The sequence below is a fragment of the Solidesulfovibrio sp. DCME genome (genome assembly GCF_049995385.1).
Taxonomy (GTDB): domain Bacteria; phylum Desulfobacterota; class Desulfovibrionia; order Desulfovibrionales; family Desulfovibrionaceae; genus Solidesulfovibrio.
Window position 1 is genome coordinate 350,958 of the sequence record NZ_CP188261.1, and the last position, 17,286, is coordinate 368,243.

Annotated in this window: 10 protein-coding genes; 5 read left to right on the forward strand and 5 right to left on the reverse strand. The window is 60.9% G+C overall.

The window, feature by feature from the left end:
- Positions 1–238: 238 nt before the first annotated feature.
- The 3 genes from ACP59X_RS01570 (at position 239) to ACP59X_RS01580 (ending at position 5,911) form a co-directional block, all read left to right on the forward strand.
- Positions 239–2,125 (forward strand): lysophospholipid acyltransferase family protein, encoded by a 1,887-nt coding sequence (locus ACP59X_RS01570; RefSeq protein WP_428564075.1) that lies wholly within the window; start codon positions 239–241, stop codon positions 2,123–2,125.
- A gap of 513 nt (positions 2,126–2,638) precedes the next feature.
- A protein-coding gene (locus ACP59X_RS01575; protein ID WP_428561456.1) for an IS3 family transposase occupies positions 2,639–3,774 on the forward strand; the annotation gives its coding sequence in 2 pieces (ribosomal slippage) (positions 2,639–2,914 and positions 2,917–3,774; 1,134 coding nt in all).
- A gap of 313 nt (positions 3,775–4,087) precedes the next feature.
- The gene (locus tag ACP59X_RS01580; protein WP_428564078.1) at positions 4,088–5,911 is read left to right on the forward strand and encodes a 6-bladed beta-propeller; all 1,824 of its coding nucleotides are present in this window, start codon (positions 4,088–4,090) and stop codon (positions 5,909–5,911) included.
- 428 nt (positions 5,912–6,339) lie between these two features.
- Here ACP59X_RS01580 and ACP59X_RS01585 read toward each other — a convergent pair whose 3' ends face one another.
- Positions 6,340–9,246, reverse strand: a complete 2,907-nt coding sequence (locus ACP59X_RS01585; protein ID WP_428564081.1) for an insulinase family protein — start codon at positions 9,244–9,246, stop codon at positions 6,340–6,342.
- 345 nt (positions 9,247–9,591) lie between these two features.
- Between ACP59X_RS01585 and ACP59X_RS01590 the strand changes: the two genes are divergently transcribed.
- Complete coding sequence (locus tag ACP59X_RS01590) at positions 9,592–10,629, forward strand: OmpA family protein (protein WP_428564084.1); 1,038 nt, start codon at positions 9,592–9,594, stop codon at positions 10,627–10,629.
- A 75-nt stretch (positions 10,630–10,704) separates the two neighbouring features.
- Entirely contained in the window at positions 10,705–11,682 is a 978-nt protein-coding gene (locus tag ACP59X_RS01595; RefSeq protein WP_428564087.1) for a LysM peptidoglycan-binding domain-containing protein, read from the forward strand.
- A gap of 381 nt (positions 11,683–12,063) precedes the next feature.
- Here the strand turns inward: ACP59X_RS01595 and ACP59X_RS01600 are convergent, their stop codons facing one another.
- The 4 genes from ACP59X_RS01600 to rimO form a co-directional block, all read right to left on the reverse strand.
- The gene (locus tag ACP59X_RS01600; RefSeq protein WP_428564090.1) at positions 12,064–12,936 is read right to left on the reverse strand and encodes a fumarylacetoacetate hydrolase family protein; all 873 of its coding nucleotides are present in this window, start codon (positions 12,934–12,936) and stop codon (positions 12,064–12,066) included.
- Between the two features lie 231 nt (positions 12,937–13,167).
- Positions 13,168–14,103 (reverse strand): signal peptide peptidase SppA, encoded by a 936-nt coding sequence (gene sppA / locus ACP59X_RS01605; protein WP_428564093.1) that lies wholly within the window; start codon positions 14,101–14,103, stop codon positions 13,168–13,170.
- Positions 14,090–15,820 (reverse strand): 30S ribosomal protein S1, encoded by a 1,731-nt coding sequence (locus ACP59X_RS01610; protein ID WP_428564096.1) that lies wholly within the window; start codon positions 15,818–15,820, stop codon positions 14,090–14,092. The genes sppA and ACP59X_RS01610 overlap by 14 nt, the downstream gene beginning before the upstream one ends.
- A gap of 96 nt (positions 15,821–15,916) precedes the next feature.
- Positions 15,917–17,215: a 30S ribosomal protein S12 methylthiotransferase RimO gene (gene rimO, locus ACP59X_RS01615; protein ID WP_428564099.1), complete on the reverse strand. Its 1,299-nt coding sequence runs from the start codon at positions 17,213–17,215 to the stop codon at positions 15,917–15,919.
- Positions 17,216–17,286: the final 71 nt, after the last annotated feature.

Genomic DNA, 17,286 nt, shown 5'->3' on the forward strand with positions numbered 1-17,286 from the left:
GTCAACCTAGGGGCGGCCCCGGCGGGGTGTCAAGCCGCAGCCGCCTTGTCCGGCTGCCGCCAAGGGCGTAGGGGACCAGGGATGTTACGAATCCGTCCACCGCGTGACGCCCGCGCGCGCAATCGTCTGCCAGCGCCGCACAACCTCCACGGAGCCGTAACCGGAGTTGGCTAGAACCTGGCAGGTTCGATGGAAGGCTTTCCCGTCGAGCCAAGACGCCGTCCCCCGAGGTGATGCCATGGAAATCGTCGACCGCTCCCGCGTGTTTGCCCTCAATCCGCCCTTTGGCGGCCCTATCGTCCGAAAGGCCGTGGCCCTGGCCGAACCGTTCCTGGGGCGGCTGCTGTCGCTGCGGCCCATTGTGGACCTGTACCAGTCGCTTCCCCGGGACCTTGCCGGCGGGGAGTTCATCGACGCCGTCTTGGAGGCCATGCACGTCCGGGTGCGGGTGTCGGCCGAGGAACTGGCGCGCATTCCCCGCACGGGCCCCGTGATGGTGGTGGCCAACCATCCGTTCGGCGGCCTGGAAGGGCTCATTTTGGCCAGGATGCTCCTGGCCGTGCGGCCCGATGCCCGGATCATGGCCAATTTCCTGCTGTCGCGCCTTCCGGAGCTGCGGGAGTTGTTCGTGTTCGTCGATCCCTTCGGCGGCCTCGGGGCCACGGGCGGCAATGTCCGGCCGCTCAAGGAAAGCCTGCGCGTGCTGCGCGGGGGCGGCCTGCTCGGCATCTTTCCGGCCGGGGCCGTGGCCCATCCCTGCCTGCAAAACGGCCGGCCGGCCGTGGCCGACCCGGCCTGGAGCACCACCGTGGCCAGGCTTGCCCGCAAAACCGAGGCCACGGTCGTGCCCGTCCATTTCAAGGGCCGCAACAGCGCGCTCTTCCAGGTCCTGGGCCTGGTCCACCCCCTGCTGCGCACGGCCATGCTGCCCCGGGAATTCGCCAACAAGGCCGGGCGCACCGTGGAAGCCCGCATCGGCAACCCCATCACGCCCAAACGCCTGGCCCGGGTTTCGGCCTGCGAGGCCGAGGCGGACACCTGCATCACCCGCTATCTGCGCCTGCGCACGGAACTGCTGCGCGACCGGCCCGACCGCCCCCGCCGCCGGCCGCCGCTTTTCCCCCAGAAAGGGGTCAGCCGCCAGGAGGCGCTCATCGCCGCCGCCTCGCCCCGTCTCCTGGCCGACGAGATCGACCAGCTGCCCCAAGGGGCCGTGCTGTACCGCAGTGGCGAATTCGCCGTCATCGAGGCCAAGGCCGGGCAGATTCCCCTGGCCCTGCGCGAGATCGGCCGGCTGCGCGAACTGACGTTTCGCCGCGTGGGCGAGGGCACGGGCAAGTCCTGCGACCTCGACGGCTTCGATCCCTTCTACCGCCACCTGTTTTTGTGGAATACCGAAAAGCGGGAAATCGCCGGCGCCTACCGCGTAGGCCGCACCGACGAGCTGCTTGCGGCCAAGGGGCCGCAGGGCCTCTACACCAGCACGCTGTTCGTGCTCAAGGCCGCCTTTTTCAGCCGCATCAGCCCGGCGCTGGAAATGGGCCGCTCCTTCGTGCGGCCGGAATACCAGAAAAGCTACTCGCCGCTTTTGCTCCTGTGGAAGGGCCTGGCCCAGATGGTCGTGCGCGAGCCGCGCTACCGGGTGCTGTTCGGGCCGGTGAGCATCACCAACGACTACAAGCACGCCTCGAGGCGGCTTATGGCCAGCTACTTCGAAGACAACGTCACCAACCCCAACCTGGCCCGGCTGGTGCGGCCCAAGACGCCCCTTCGCGGCCAGACCTGGCTGGCTCGGGCAGCCAAGACCCTGGTCGACGATTTCGACGATCTGCTCGCGCTCATCGACGACATCGAGGCCGACCGCAAGGGCATCCCGGTGCTGCTGCGCCAATACCTCAAACTCGGCGGCAAGGTCCTGGCCTTCAACGTGGACAAGGGGTTCGCCGACTGCCTCGACGGCCTCATCGTCGTGGACCTCCTGCAAGCCGACCGCCGCCAGCTCGAACGCTACATGGGCAAGGACGGGCTGGCCGCCTTCACGGCCTACCATGCGGGCGGGGCTGGGGCTGGCCTGGAAGGGGTAAACGGTACGGACGGCGTGAGGGCGCAGGAAGCCTGCGCCTAGGGACGCGTGTACGCAGAGAGGCCTGCAAGGTAGGGAAGCGGGCAGCGATGCATTGAGCGATTGTGTGAGGCCGGTGAGGAAGATGCTGCTTCTGTTGTTGGGTATGAATCACTTTGCGCGATGCAAATAGGTTAGAGCGGAGTGATGGTCGTGGCAGTGGCTATTTGTTCTGGAGATTGCCTATGATCCCAGAATAATCAGCTGTATATATTAAAATCCATGAATGCAATAGTGATTGTCGTTGCTATTTTTGCATGAATTGCGTGTAAATTAAGAACAAAAGGCTGCCAACATAACGGCAGCCTTTGTGTTTATCAAGATGTATGCATGCTTCTCGTCTTTTCATTCTGCAAAGATTAGTAACGCAACGCAAGTTGCTTAAACTTTAGGATAAGGTAACATATATTGCAGATCGCAGTCAATAATTTAAGTGGGATTTGCTACAGTGAGCTGGTCGCGGAAAATTGGACAGTCTGCTAAGCTATAGTCCTCAAACGAGGAGGACGGTTTTCGATGTCCCATCGACGCAAGTTTTCAGCGGAGTTTAAGGCCAAAGTGGCGCTCGAGGCCCTGTCCGGCGAGTTGACCTTGGCCGAGTTGGCCAGCAAGTACGACGTGCATCCGACGCAGATTGCGGGTTGGAAGCGTCAGGCCAAGGAAGGTATGGTTGCTGCCTTTTCGGGGAGGGCTGCGACCGTGCAGAAGGATGCCGCCGCCGAAATCCGGGAACTCCACGCCAAGATCGGCCAATTGACCGTGGAAAAGGATTTTTTAGAGCGAGCCTTCGCCAAACGGTGAGTCGCGGGCGAAGGCGTGGGATGGTCGAACGCGAGCATCCCCGACTCAGTATTTGCCGGCAGTGCAACATCCTCGGACTGGCCAGGTCGACTTGGTACCATCGCCCTAAAGGCGAGTCGGCCATGAATCTGGACCTGATGCGGCGCATCGACGAGCAGTTTCTGGAGACGCCGTTTTACGGTTCGCGCCAGATGCGACGGCACTTGCGGCATCAGGGCATCGAGATCGGACGTGGCCGCGTGCGGCGGTTGATGCGCAAAATGGGACTGATGGCGATCTACCAGAAGCCCAAGACCAGCCAGCCACATCCCGGGCACAAGATCTATCCGTATCTGCTGCGAGATCTTGCGATCAAACGGCCGGATCAGGTGTGGTGCGCCGACATCACGTATGTCCGCATGAAGCGGGGCTTTCTGTATCTGGTGGCGGTCATGGACTGGCACAGCCGGGCGGTGCTGTCCTGGCGGCTATCCAACACCCTGGATGCCGATTTCTGCGTTGCCGCCTTGGAAGAGGCCATGAATCGTTACGGGGTACCGGAGATCTTCAACACGGACCAAGGCTCGCAGTTCACTGGCCAGGACTTCACCCAGGCGCTCAAGGATGCCGGCGTCGCCATCTCCATGGATGGCAAAGGCCGGTGGATGGACAACGTCTTCATTGAACGCCTGTGGCGCTCGGTGAAATGGGAATGCGTCTACCTGCGGGAATTCGAAACCGGCAGTCAGGCTCGCCAAGCGCTTGGAGACTGGTTCCGCTTCTACAACGAGCAGCGGCCGCATACGGCTTTTGACGGTCGCCGCCCCATGGACGTATACCGGGATGGCCACTCGGCCTCCAAGGCGGCATGAGCACCAACCGGACTATAGCTTAACTGCGCCGCCAACCTGTCCAACCTACCCGGACCACATCACAGTATAACGAGTGTGAAAATATCTAAATTTCAATTTTGAAAATTTTAAAGATACTATAGACTGTTGATCTTTTAAAGTATTAGCATAAGAAAAAGTTACAAAAATAGCAGTATGCTTTGGCGAGGTAACCTCAAAATTGTCTACAGTGTGAGTGATTAATACTGACAGGATGAAATTCTATTGGTTCGTTAAGTGTAGAGCCGTGGTTTTTTGTCTTGATCGGATTAATCAATTAAAGGAGGAGATGGCCATGAGTTCGAAACTTTTATGTGCCGTATTTGCAAGCATGTTAACTTGTTTCAGCATTCAAGAGTTATTTGCCGCTCCTCAACAAGTTTTACAAGTGCCGTTTGTTAATTATAATATTGAAACTCCGTACGCAGTCGCAACGGATAAATTTGGAAAATTGTACATTGCAGATCAAGGATCCCATTATAGTAAAATAAAAGTAATTAATTCAGACGGCTCAGGTATTTTGCAGTGGGGTGCAACTGGTTCGGAAGCGGGTAATTTTCAGACTCCTCAAGGCGTAGCCTTAGATAGTCAAGGCAATGTATATGTTGTTGATTATATCAATTGCAATGTTCAGAAGTTCGATAGTCAAGGTAATTATATTACAGGATGGGGTTCAAATGGCTCAAGTACAGGAAAGTTCTCGGCTCCATCAGCAATAGCAATAGATTCAAACGATAATATTTATGTTGCAGATTACGGCAATAATCGCATTGAAAAATTTGATAGTACAGGTTTCTTTTTGAAGAAATGGGGGACACAAGGGTCTGGTAATACCGAATTGAATGGTCCGAATAGCATAGCCATTGATAGTGAAAATAATGTATTTGTCGTTGATGGTTCCAACTGGCGTATTCTGAAGTTTGATTCGAATGGAAATTATTTAATGTCATTTGGAAGCAGGGGCGATGAGGACGGGCAATTTTCATTTCCAAACGCCGTCGCGATCGATTCGCAAAACAATATTTTTGTGTCAGACTGGGGACATAGAAATGTGCAGAAGTTCGATTCTTCTGGTGCCTTTGTGACATCATGGGGAAGTCTTGGGACCGCGAATGGTCAATTCACTATGCCATGCGCTCTGTCCGTTGACTCGGATGATAATGTCTATGTTGCAGACGCTGCCAATAAAAATATACAGAAATTTTCAAATGTTGGCAGGTATTTAACGCAATGGAGCCGTGCAGTTGCCGGACAGCTTTATCAGCCTACAGGTGTAGCAGTTGATACGCAAGGTAATATATACATCGCAGAGTGCAAAAACAATAGGATTCAAAAATTCAGTTCTTCCGGCAGTTTTATTGTCGCTTTTGGGTCTAGCGGAACAAATAACGGGCAATTTAACTGTCCCGGTAACATTGTGTTGGATAACCAAGGCGACCTGTATGTCGCAGATTCTGGTAATAATCGTATCGAAAAATTTGATTCGAATGGAAAATATATTACACAGTGGGGAAGTAAGGGAAGTTTGGCGGGTCAGTTTAATATAAATGACGTTTGGGAGTTTATTGGAATGGGGGTGGACGCGAATAATAATGTGTATATTTCTGACATAAACAATAATCGTGTTCAAAAATTCTCATCTACAGGAACTTTTGTCAGGCAATTTGGTAGTGTAGGATGGAGTAAAGGACAATTTTTGTTTATGGGAGGCCTGGCAGTTGGCAAAAATCAAAAAGTATATGTAGTTGCCGATAATGCTCGGGTGGAAATATATGATAGTAATGGTAGCTATGTTGAGGAATGGTCAACGGCACGTGATGGATACACTAGTGCTTTCGGCGTAACTATTGATAGTAATAATGTTTTTTATAGTGCGATTTCTAGCCCTTACTATGCATGTATTCAGTCGCAGGCCTTGACAGGAGAGTTATTGCAACAGTGGGGGTCACTGGGAGTAGATGATTGGCAATTTGAAAAGCCCTTTGGGATGGCGTCGGATGCCCATGGGAAAGTTTATGTAGCTGACTCAATAAACAACCGCGTTCTTGTTTTTTCAGGATTTTCTAGCGGTTCACCGCAAAACCTGGCTCCCATAACCTCATTGTTGATTCAAAAGTAAGCGCGATAGCAGTGTAGATTCAATGATAAACTTGTCGTGGTTAAATTATCCTCATGCACAAGGTGCCAATCGGCGATCTTGGCATGACAGCATAAAAGGGGAGTTGGCAGAGAAAATCGGTGGCCTCAAACTCCATATTTAAGGGATTTTTCCCCTTGCGGCGCTTCGCCGCTGGCGCCCGTGGAGCCGGAAAGGGGCCTTGCGTGCTGGCCGGCTTTGCGGCCAGTGTCGCAAGGCCCCTTTCCGGCTCCACGACGACCGACGCCCCGCCGCTTGCCATTCCTGACCACGCCTCCATCCGCCCCGTCGGGGAGGTCCAGGAGGGGATCATCCCCTCCTGGCCGCCGGAGGCATCTTCACTCTTCCCCCGTGACGTTACCCCCCTCACCAGTCCGTACCCTTCTCCTTCCTTCCTTCCTTCCATCCATCTACAGCACCTCGGTGCGCACCATTCCCGCGACGTCCAGTCCCTCCAGCGAGGCCTCGGGCCCCAGTACGACCACGGCCGCGTCGCGGGCCGCCGCGTCGAGGGCTTCGCCGAACTGCCGGAAGCGTTTCGGGTCGGCGGCCAGCACCTGGGCGCGCATGGCGGCACGCCGTTCGGGCGTATCGCCGATGAGCCGGCGCACCATGGCCACGTGCCCCTTGGCGTCGGGCAGCAGGTGGCTGTCGATATCGCCGATGGCACCGATGACGGCCCGGGTCATTTCGGCCTCGGACAGGCTCGCGTCCATGAGGTAGCGGCCGGCTTCGCGGAAGGCGTCGAGGGTGGCCTGGGTATTGGGGTCGCGGTAGGAGACGAACACGGCCTGCCCGGCGATGCGGTCCAGGGAGCAGAACGCGCCGTAGGCCCCGCCGCGCACGCGCACCCGGTCCCAGAGGTAGGCCATGCGCAGGTAGCGGGCGGCCACCAGGTCGGCGCCGTCGAAGGCCCAGCCCGTGGCGGCCAGGTCGCAGCCCAGGCCCACGTAATGCACCTGGGCCGGAATGGCGATGCCCTCGGCGGCGGGGATGTCCAGGCGGTTCCAGGCGGCCGGGGCGGTTGCCGTGTCGGGCAGGCGGTCGAGGAGCCCGGCCACGGCGGTTTCGAGTGGGTCCAGGTCGGCCGGCGAGGCGGTCAGCCCCACGGCGGCTCCGGCCCGGGTCAGCACCACGTCGCGCAGGGTTTCCAGGTCGCGGCGCACGCCGTCGTAGTCGGCCTCGATGCGTTTGAGGAGGTCGCGCAGGTAAAAGAGCTGGGAAATGCCGCGCAGGCGCTCGTTGACATTGCCGGCGAGCGTGTAGCGGGCCCGCAGCCGCGAGCCGGCCGTGGCATGGCCGGCCGGCACCAGCCGGCGTTCCAGGCGCGAGGCGGCTTCGACGGCCATCTGGGCGAAGCGGGTCTTGTTGCCGAAATCCGTGGACGTGAGCAGTTCGTGGAGGATGTCGTAGAATTCGGCGTTTTTATCCACCGTGGCCTTGCCGCGCAGCACCAGCCGGGCGGCCGTGCCGTCCGGTCCCTGGCCGAAGCAGGAGGAGACCAGGGCCTCGCGGGAGATGCCGCCTGTTTTGGCCGCGATGCGCCGGGTGAGCGTCACGGCGTCGGTGGCCTCGGTGCCCAGTTCCAGCAGCGCCTTGCCGAAAAGCGGCACCAGCGGCACGAGCGCATCAGGCACGCCGGTCAGGGGAAAGGCCAGGTCCAGGTAGACGATGCCGGCCGTTTCCAGGGGATGGCAGTAGAGGGCGGTCTGGGCGTTTTTGTAGGCCCGTTGGGGGATGGGCGTTTCGTCGCGGGGCAGGTCGGCCAGGGTCAGGCTGGGGATGGAGGCCAGGGCTTCGGGCGTATCCGGGGTTTCCTGGAGCCGGCGCAGTTTCTCCTGTTCGTCGGTTATGGCTATTTTCCCTTCCTCGTCGAGGCCGGCGGCCACGGTGGCCAATTCCTGTTTTTCCTCGGCCGCGATTTTGGCTTGCAGTTCCGTGTCCGGCACCAGCACGAGGGTGACGCGGTGGGGGTTGTCGAGGAGATAGGCCTTGATGGCCTCCTCGAGCACGCGCTCACCGGCGGCGAGTTTTTCCTTGAGGCGGTCAAGCGGACCGGAAAAGCGCAGCGGCGCCAGGGGGTCGCCGTCGTGCAGCCAGGTGGTCAGGGCGCGCAGCATGAGCGACAGGCCGCGCGGGAAGGAGCCGGTGTTGTTTTCCCGTAGCGAAAATTCCAGGGCGTTGACCCCGGCCTCCACGGCGTCGGGGGGCAGGCCCGAATCGGCCAGCCAGGTCAGCGTCCCCTGGATCAGGCGTTCCACATCGCGGGCCGTGCCCGGTTTGATGCCCTTGAGGCCCACCGAGAAAAACATCTGGCGCAGTTCGCTCTCCAGGCCCGCGCCGGCCAGGTCCTCGCCCAGGCCGCTGTCGAGGAGGGCCTTGCGCAGGGGCGAGGTGGGCAGCCCGATGAGCACGTGTTCGAGGACGTCGAGGAGCAGCACCCGGTCCTGGTCCAGGGTGTCCGGGAGCAGCCAGTTGCAGGTGATAAATCCGCGTTCGGCTTGGCCCGGCGCGGCGGCGTAGGGCATTTCGCGTTCGACCGGGGCCACGAAGGGCTTTTGCAGGGCGACCTGGGAATCCACGGGCCGGGCCGCGAAGCGGTCGAAGTAGTCGGCCAGGAGGCGCAGGCGTTCGTGGTGGTCGTCGTCGCCGGAGAAAAAGGCCCGGGCATTGGACGGGTGGTAGTAGGTTTCGTGGAAGCCCTTGAAGGCTTCGTAGGTCAGGCTCGGTATGACCTTGGGGTCGCCGCCGGAGTCGACGCCGTAGGTGGTGTCCGGGAACAGCAGGCGCTGGGAGAATTCGCCGAGCACGGCATCGGGCGAGGAATAGACGCCCTTCATCTCGTTGAAGACCACGCCGGAGCGGATGAGTTCCCCTTCGCCGCTCCACTCGAAGTGCCAGCCTTCCTGGGCAAAGATGTGGGGCGGGATGCGCGGGAAGAACACGGCGTCGAGGTAGACATCGACCAGGTTGTAAAAATCGCGCAGGTTGGTGGAGGCCACGGGATAGCAGGTCTTGTCGGGATAGGTGAAGGCGTTGAGGAAGGTTTGCAGGGAGCCCTTGAGCAGCTCCACGAAGGGTTCCTTGACGGGGTATTTGCGCGAGCCGCACAAGACCGAGTGTTCGAGGATGTGGGGGACGCCGGTGGAATTGGCCGGCGGCGTGCGGAAGGTGATGCCGAAGGCCTTGTTGGCGTCGTCGAGGACGAGGGAGAGGACCTGGGCGCCGGTCTTGTCGTGGCGGCACAGGATGGCCCTGGCGGCGTATTCGGCGAGGTCCTCGTCCCGCAGGACGGTGAAACCGGAATTTCGGGACATCGTGACTCCTGTGGTTTTCCGTGTCGTGGCGCAATTTTTGCCTGACCAAATTTTTTCTACACATTTAGGCGAAATTTGCTATAGGGGAGTTGTGTCCGGCCACGGGTCCCGGCCGGCTTGGCAGGGGAAATGGGGCGCAATCGCTTGCGCTTGCTTGCAAAAGGCACTATATCTATATCCGGAGAACAGAGGGACCTTGCGAGAATCCTTGAAATTCCTAGTGATTTGAGAGGGTTGCCGCGAGGTGGGCAGCCATCCCCCCTGGGGGCGGGCCGCCGTTCGACGAGTAAAGAGGGTGCTTTTTTGGCAAGGGTGAATCTCATTCACTGCTCCGAGGAGGGAGTTATGAACAAGAAACTGCAAGTGTTGCTGGTGGCTGTGGTCGCCTTGCTGCTGGGCTTCAGCGGCCCGGCCATGGCGAAGAAGCAGGTGCCGAAGGTCGACAATTTCATTTACTTCATCGACCATTCGAGCTCCATGGCTTTCTCGTACAAGGGACAGCGCTATGTCCAGTTCGGCGGCGTGTCCAAGATCATGATGGCCAAATCCCTGGCCCGTGAACTCAACAAGATGACCCCGGAACTCGGCTACAAGGCTGGCCTGTACACCTTCGCCCCGTACAAGGAGTACGCTGCGATGGCTCCGTACAGCCAGGCCACCATGGCCGCCGCCATCGAAAAGATCCAGACAGACTACAGCGTCTACGGCCGCATGACCCCCATGGGCAAGGGCCTGGAAGATCTGGATAAGCTGCCCCTGTCCACCCTGTCCGGAAAGACCGGCGTCTTCATCTTCTCCGACGGCGACTCCAACTGCGGCGTCGACCCCGTGGCCGTGGCCCAGTCCCTGAAGGCCAAGTACGGCGACAACCTGTGCTTCTTCATCGTTGACCTGTCCGACAGCAAGCATGGCCAGCAGGTGCTCAAGGCCATCGCCGCCCTGGGCAAGTGCAACTGCATCGAGCTCGGCGAAGAGCTGCTCCGCAACGAGGCCGCCCGCGAGAAGTTTCTCGAGTGCGCCCTGTACGAGTGGATCGAAGACGAAATCGTCGTCTTCCGCAGCATCTACTTCGACTTCGACAAGTACAACATTAAGCCCGAATTCGTGCCCGTCCTTGAGGAAGGCACCGCCATCATCAAGTCCAAGCCCGGCATGAAGGTGATCCTCGAAGGTCACACCGATAGCATCGGTTCCGAGCAGTACAACATGAAGCTCGGCCAGCGCCGCGCCGACTCCGTCAAGTCCTTCTTCGTGAAGAAGGGCATCGACCCCAACCGCATCGAGACCATCAGCTTCGGCAAGTCCGATCCGGTCGCCACCAACAAGACCGCTCAGGGCCGCGCCCTGAACCGCCGGTGCGTGATCAAGTTCAAGAGCATGTAAGCGGGACGGTTCGCCGTCTCCCTGGCCAGACGCCCTTCGGGGCGTCTGGCCTTGTCTTTTGCACGGAGTGCCCTGATGCCTAGCGCTAAAACCCTCGTCGCGTTCGCCATCCTGCTGTTCGCCACCCCGGCTTCCGCCTGGGCGGGTCTCAACGTCTACCGCGCGGACGGACCGGCCCCGGTCCTGAACGTCGAACAGCCCAAGCCGCTGGAATACAAAGTCCAAAAGGGCGATTCCGTAGCCGTCATCGCCAAGAAATTTTCCATTACCGCCAAGGAACTCATGGATGCCAACGGCCTGGCCGATGCCAAAAAGCTCAAGGCCGGGCAGACCGTGAAGATCCCGGGCAAGTCCGCTCCGGTGCCCGATGCCAAGGCCGTCGCCGCCGCCCCGGGGGCACCTGCCGCCAAGGCCGCGCCGGAGGCCAAGGCCGTTGCCGCCGCTCCCGCCGCGCCGGCCAAGGCCGCACCGGAACCGAAAGCCGTTGCCGCAGCCAAGCCCGTGGTGGAAAAAGCCGACGCCACGGCTCAAAAGGCCGCCAAGCGGGGCGAAATAGTCGATCCGGGCGTGGACGACTCCACGCCGATCAAGGGCAAGAAGGGCAAAAAGGGCAAGTTCGAGCCCGAACCCGTGGCCAGCCCCACCGTCGAAGTGGACGAGAAAATGCGGGCGTCCTTCGGCAAGACCGGCGTCATCAGCAATACCACCAATGTGCCCCAGAACATCCGCGACGAATTCCTGGTCTACGCCAAGAAGTGGGTCGACGAACTCGACCGGCTGGGCGTCGGCACCGTGACCAACAAGAAGATCAAGATGGTCGACGGCCAGTGGGAAGCTTCCTACCGGGTCATCATCCGCGAATCCCTGGGTGCCGAGGTCAAGCGGGTGGAGTACGACCACACGCCCTATGTCGGCCACATCACCTACCTGCAGCGGGTGTACACCTGCGTCGCCCCGACCAAGCAGGCCGCCCTGGCCGGCCCGTTCACGTCCAAGGACGAGGCCATCCGCGAGATTTTCAGCTATTCGGCCAAGAACAAGGCCTGGCGCTAAGCGCGTGCCACACGGTAATGCCAAGCCTCCTCCGGCAACGGGGGAGGCTTTTTTTTGTGGTCAATGCCAGCGCGTCCTCATGAGCGGCGGCATGCGTACCAAAGTCAGGTAGCCAAGGGAGCATCCTTCGTCCTTGGTGACGCCAGGGAGGCGAAGGAGCGATGCCCGGCAAAGGCATGCGTCCGGGAGGTCAGCCGACCTGCACAACGTAGTCGGATGGATGCAGATACCACTGGCCTCGCCGGTCCAATGGTGAAGAGGCACGGACCTTGTCGCTCTTCGGTTTTGTGCCGAAAGGCTCGTTTGCCGCCGGCCCAATGGCCAGGAGCCACGGCAACGGGAGACGAGTTTAAGCAGCTTCGTGGCCGAGCGGCGAATGTGTCATGACGCGGCGTCGATGACCGGATTGCGCAAGATGCCGTACCCTTCCAGTTCCACTTCCACCATGTCCCCGGGGCGCAAAAAACGCGGCGGTATGCGGGCGAAACCGACGCCGGAGGGGGTGCCGGTGACGATCACGTCCCCGGGTACCAGGGTCATGGCTTCGGAAGCCGTGGCAATAAGGGCATCGATGCCGAAAAGCATATCCGAGGTACAAGCTTCCTGCATGATTTCGCCGTTGACCGCCGTGGTCAGGCGCAGCCCCTTGCCGCCTGGGGGCAATTCGTCGATGGTGCACAGCTCCGGCCCAAAGGCGCCGGTCCCTTCGAAATTCTTGCCCAGAAACCACTGACTGCCTCGAAACTGGTAGTCGCGGATGGTGCCCTCGTTGAACAGGGCAAAGCCGGCCACGCTGGCCAGGGCGCAATCGCGCGGAATGTTGCGGCCGCCAATGCCGATGACCACGGCCACCTCGCCTTCGTAGTCGAGCTTTTGGGAAACCACGGGCCGGATAAGCGGCTGGTCGTGGGCGATGAGCGTGGCGGCGTAGCGCCCGAAAAACACGGGATGCTCGGGCAGCATGCGCGGATCGACCTCGATGGCGTGGTCCACGTAGTTGAGGCCCACGCAGAGGATCTTGTCCGGGTTGGGGACAGGGGGCAGCAAGCGGACCGAGGAAAAGCGGCATTGGGCCTCGGGGCCGGCCGCCTGGGCCGCATCCCGGGCGGCCTGGAGCCCGGCATCCCCCAGGGACAAAAGCGTTTTCATATCCGCAGGGAGATCGGGAGCGGCCAGGGACAAGTCGACAAGGACATCGCCCAGGCGCACGCCCAGGCGCGGACCGGAGGCGTGGAGGAAGGTGACAAGGCGCATGCGACCTCCTTTATGGTAAGCATACAGTAGTGGCGGACAATGGAGATCGTCAAGACCGTTTCCGCTGGAAACAACACACGGGGGGCGGTAGAGGGCAAAAGGAAAAGAGGGTGGGCCGCGCAATGCACCTGCCCGTGGGTGATACTCGAAAAAGAGATGGCCGGCTTCGGGAAAGGCGCTTTCTCGTACACACCGGAGGAGGCGAAAACGTCAAAAGGGAGGAAAAGGCAGCTAGGGCGTTTGCGGCACTTCGCTACCGGAGACGAGGCCGGAGAGCAGCCAGGAGAGAACAGCACCTTTCACATCGACCATGGTGCGGGAATCGGAGGAAAAAAGCTCGGACAGGCCGGATTTCTTTTTGGGGCCTTTGTAAAGGGGCACATCGCCGGTCAGGTCGACCAGTTTCTTCAGGTAGTCCACAGCGTCTTCCTGGCCGCCCAGTTCGTCCACCAGCCCCAGTTCCATGGCCCGGGCGCCGGTCATGGCCCGGCCGTCGGCAATGGCCGCGATGGCATCGGGCGTAAGCTTGCGTTCCTTGGCCACGTCGCCGGAAAACTGCTTGTTGAGGTCCTTGATCAGGTTTTCCAGGTAGGCGCGCTGCTCGGCGGACAGGGGCCTAAACGGGCTGCCGGCATCCTTGAGCTTGCCCGTGGTCAGGGATTCGAAGCTGACCCCGAGCTTTTGCATCAGGTCGGCCACGTTGGCCAGTTGGGTCATGACGCCGATGCTGCCGGTGATGGTGCCGGGATTGGAGAAGATACGCTCGGCCGGACAGGCGGCGTAATAGCCGCCGGAGGCGGCAACGGCCGAGAAGGAAGCGATCACGGGCTTGCGCGCCTCAAGCTTCTTGACGGCCATGTAGATCTCCTGGGACGGGCCAAAGGCGCCGCCAGGCGAATTGATGCGCAAGACGACACCCTTGACCGAGTCGTCCTCGCGCAGTTTGCGGAGGAATTCCACGATCTTTTCGGCGTCGGCAATGGTTCCCTCGATGCGCACCAGCCCCAGGCGAGCCTGGGCCTTGCCGAAAACCCGTTCGCCCTCGTCGCCGCCGCCAAGGCCGAAAGCGGCCGTGATCCCAATAACCAGGATCACGGCCGCCACGGCTATGACAAGCCCGAACAGCCCCGGGCGTCGTGAGGCAAAGCAATCGTTAGCGCTGGGCATCCTCTTCCAACTTCTGGCGCAGCAGTTCGCCGAGGTTGCTGCCCGTGTCCGAAGGCCCGGCGGTGCGGAATTCCTTGGACTTGCGCTTTTCCTCCTCGTCCTTGATGGACTTGATGGAAAGGCCCAGGCGGCGCTCGTCGGCGCTGACGTGGATGACCTTGGCTTCGATCTCGTCCCCTTCCTTGTACAGCTCGGCCGGGGTCTTGACCTTCTTGCGGCTGATTTCCGAGACGTGGACCAGGCCTTCGATGCCTTCCTCAACCTCGACGAACAGGCCGAAGTCGGTGATGTTGGTCACCGTGCCCTTGACCATGGTGCCGACAGGGTAGGTATCGGGCACGCGGGTCCAGGGGTCTTCGGACAGCTGCTTGATGCCGAGGGTGAACTTCTCGTTTTCCTTGTCCACGGTCAGGACCTTGGCCATGACGATGTCGCCGCTTTTGAACATCTCGCCCGGATGGCGGACCTTCTTGGTCCAGGAGATGTCCGAAACGTGGATCAGGCCGTCGATGCCGTCCTCGATACCGATGAAGATGCCGAATTCGGTGATGTTTTTCACCGAGCCCTCAAGGATGGTGCCCTCGGGGTACTTCTCGGCCACGATATCCCAGGGGTTGGGGCGCACCTGCTTCATGCCCAGCGAAATGCGCTTCTTGTCCGGGTCCACGGACAGCACCACCACCTCGACCTCGTCGCCCACGTGCACCATCTGGCTCGGGTGGCGCAGCTTGCGGGTCCAGGACATCTCGGAGATGTGGACCAGGCCCTCGACGCCGGCCTCGAGCTCGACGAAGGCGCCGTAGTCCACGAGGTTGGTCACCTTGCCGGACAGGCGGGTGCCCTCGGGGTACTTGCCAGCGATGTTCTCCCAGGGATCGGAGACCAGCTGCTTCATGCCGAGCGAAACTTTCTGCTTCTCCTGATCGAAGGACAGCACCTTCAGTTCCAGCTCGTCGCCCAGGTGCACCAGTTCCTTGGGATGCTTGATGCGCTTCCAGGACATGTCGGTGATGTGCATCAGGCCATCGAGGCCGCCGAGGTCGACGAACACGCCGTACTCGGTGATGTTTTTCACCCGGCCGGTGACGGTCTGGCCTTCCTCGAGGGTCTTGAGGAGATCCTTGCGCATGGAGTCGCGCCGTTCCTCGAGGAGCACGCGCCGCGAAACGATGACGTTGCTGCGGCGGCGGTTGATTTTGAGCACGCGGAATTCGAACTCCTGGCCGACCAGGGCGTCCATGTCAGGCACGGGCCGCAGGTCGACGTGGGAGCCGGGCAGGAAGGCTTCGACGCCACCCAGGTCCACCGTGTAGCCGCCCTTGATGCGGCGCACGATCCGCCCGGAGATGACGTCATCTTTCTCCTGGATTTCCTCGAGCTTATCAAAAAGCTGCATGCGCTTGGCCCGTTCGCGGGACAAGTGGATGGTGCCTTCGGATTCGTTCTTGGAGACGACGTACACGTCGATCTGGTCGCCGACGGCCACTTCCAGTTCGCCGCCGGCGTCCTGGAATTCGGCGATGGGAATCTGGCCCTCGGACTTGAAGTTGACGTCCACCAGGACGTGTTCCTTGCCGATGCGGACCACGATACCCTGGGTGATGGAACCTTCTTCCAGGTCGCCGAAATCCTCGTTGAGGTAGTTTTCCAGCGCCGCTTCGAAGTTGACTTCCATCTCCGAGTTAGGGTTGTTTTTCATTTCCGTGGTTTTGTCCATGAGTTGACCTCCAACGCGATCTGTCCCTGTGAAAAGGATTTTTGGTCGTAGCAAAAAGCCAGCCAGGGCACAACTAAAAAGGGCGGCTCCAAGAGTCTAGGCCAAGGCCACCAAATCATAGTCTTTCGATTCCTCGATGGTCGCCGTCACCATGGCCCCGGGTGTCACACCCGGCCCGCTGACGTAGGTGACGCCGTCGATCTCCGGCGCCTGGAACCACGAGCGCCCCACATGCAGCCCTGGCCATTCGCCGTGGGGCGCGTCCACGAGTATGTCCTGCTCCGTGCCGACGTAGCCGTCCAGGATGTCGGCGCTGACTTCCCGTTGGGCGGCCATGACCGCCGCCACGCGGCGCTCCTTGACGTCGCGGCGCACCTGGCCCGGCATGGTCGCGGCCGGGGTGCCGTCCTCGCGGTGGTAGGGGAAAACGCCCACATGGTGCAGCCGGGTGCGGCCCACGAAATCGAGCACGGCCTGGAAATGGGCCTTGGTCTCGCCGGGAAGGCCCACGATGAAGGTGGAGCGCAGGGCCGCATCCGGAAAATGGCCGCGCACCCGCGCGACGATGGTATCCGCGTCGGCTGCCTTGGGCCGGGCCATGGCCGCGAGCATGTCCGGATGCACGTGCTGGAAGGGGATGTCGAAATACGGCACGAAAGGCTTCCCCGCTTCGGCCAGAAAGGACAGCAGGGAGTCGGTCACGCCCGAAGGGTAAAGGTAGAGCAGGCGCAGCCATTTGAGGCCGGACAAGGGAAAAAGCCTGTCGAGCAGCCGCTTGAGGCCGTCGGCCAGGCCCAGGTCGCGACCGTAGGCCGTGACGTCCTGGGCCACGACCACCAGTTCCGAGGCGCCGCCATCGAGAAGCCGGCGGGCCTCGTCCACGAGCCCGTCCGGGGCGCGGCTGACGAGCTTGCCGCGAATGGACGGGATGGTGCAGTAGCGGCAGGCGTGGTCGCAGCCCTCGGCGATCTTGAGGTAGGCATACGATGGCGGCGTGCTGGCGCGGCGGCCCGTGGGCGCATCGGCGGCCGCGCCCAGGGCCTCGGCCAGCCGGCCGGGGAGGATGTCGAGCCCCGTGGGCAGGCCCCAGACGTCGACCTCGGGCAGGCCTTTTTTCAGGTCGTCGCCGAAACGGGCCGGCAGGCAGCCCATGACGGCGAGCTTGGGCCGCGGGGAAAGCCCGCGCAGGGTTTCGGCCGTTTGCAGGATCACGGCCAGGGACTCTTCCACGGCCGGGGTGATAAACGAACAGGTGTTGATGACCACCAGGTCGGCCGCAGCCGGGTCATCCACCATGACGTGGGCAAAGGGCAGGCCGCCCAGGGCGACTTCGGTGTCCACGCGGTTTTTGGGGCAGCCAAGGCTTATGGCGTGCACCCGGTAGGTCTTGGTCATCAATCGTCGTCCATCCTTGCGGGCAATCTCGCCCCGGGCTACCATGCCCGGGCAGTAATGGCAAAACCGCC

Coding starts and splice junctions, on each gene's coding strand:
- ACP59X_RS01610 (WP_428564096.1), bottom strand. CDS start 15,820: ATGGACAAAACCACGGAAATGAAAAACAACCCTAACTCGGAGATGGAA.
- ACP59X_RS01570 (WP_428564075.1), top strand. CDS start 239: ATGGAAATCGTCGACCGCTCCCGCGTGTTTGCCCTCAATCCGCCCTTT.
- sppA (WP_428564093.1), bottom strand. CDS start 14,103: ATGCCCAGCGCTAACGATTGCTTTGCCTCACGACGCCCGGGGCTGTTC.
- ACP59X_RS01595 (WP_428564087.1), top strand. CDS start 10,705: ATGCCTAGCGCTAAAACCCTCGTCGCGTTCGCCATCCTGCTGTTCGCC.
- rimO (WP_428564099.1), bottom strand. CDS start 17,215: ATGACCAAGACCTACCGGGTGCACGCCATAAGCCTTGGCTGCCCCAAA.
- ACP59X_RS01585 (WP_428564081.1), bottom strand. CDS start 9,246: ATGTCCCGAAATTCCGGTTTCACCGTCCTGCGGGACGAGGACCTCGCC.
- ACP59X_RS01600 (WP_428564090.1), bottom strand. CDS start 12,936: ATGCGCCTTGTCACCTTCCTCCACGCCTCCGGTCCGCGCCTGGGCGTG.
- ACP59X_RS01590 (WP_428564084.1), top strand. CDS start 9,592: ATGAACAAGAAACTGCAAGTGTTGCTGGTGGCTGTGGTCGCCTTGCTG.
- ACP59X_RS01580 (WP_428564078.1), top strand. CDS start 4,088: ATGAGTTCGAAACTTTTATGTGCCGTATTTGCAAGCATGTTAACTTGT.